Origin of the sequence: Psychroserpens mesophilus (genome assembly GCF_050617655.1) — a bacterium.
Classification (GTDB): Bacteria; Bacteroidota; Bacteroidia; order Flavobacteriales; family Flavobacteriaceae; genus Psychroserpens; species Psychroserpens mesophilus_A.
Genome location: NZ_JBODQC010000089.1, coordinates 1 through 342, shown reverse-complemented (window position 1 = coordinate 342; position 342 = coordinate 1). Strand labels below are relative to the sequence as shown.

The 342-nt window shown below is 33.6% G+C and carries 1 pseudogene; it reads right to left on the bottom strand.

Features of this window, described 5'->3' with window-relative positions:
* Positions 1-251 (bottom strand): annotated as a pseudogene (locus ACRHNM_RS16450) (M48 family peptidase); the annotation flags it as partial.
* Positions 252-342: the final 91 nt, after the last annotated feature.

Sequence of the window (342 nt, the reverse complement as noted above, 5' to 3'; positions counted from 1 at the left end):
TTTACCAATTTATTGCCAACTTGATCTACAATAGCCTGATATTGGTTGTTTGGATACAATCCACCATGTTGTTGCGCCATACCAGGCGCACTCTGTAAACCAATAGCTATTTCTTCTTCAGGTGATAAGGAAATGGCTTGTTTTTTACCTGTGTAGGGATTAATTTCTTCCTGGCTACATTTTCTCAGATAAGCAAATGCTGCAATGGCTATGTATATAAAAATCCTAACTTTAAAATTACCTCTTCTCATAATGATGGTCTTAGTATGCTAAATTTACAAAAGTTTGACACATAATTTCCAAAAAAGTCATTGCTGGTGATTTCAAATTTTCAAAAACATT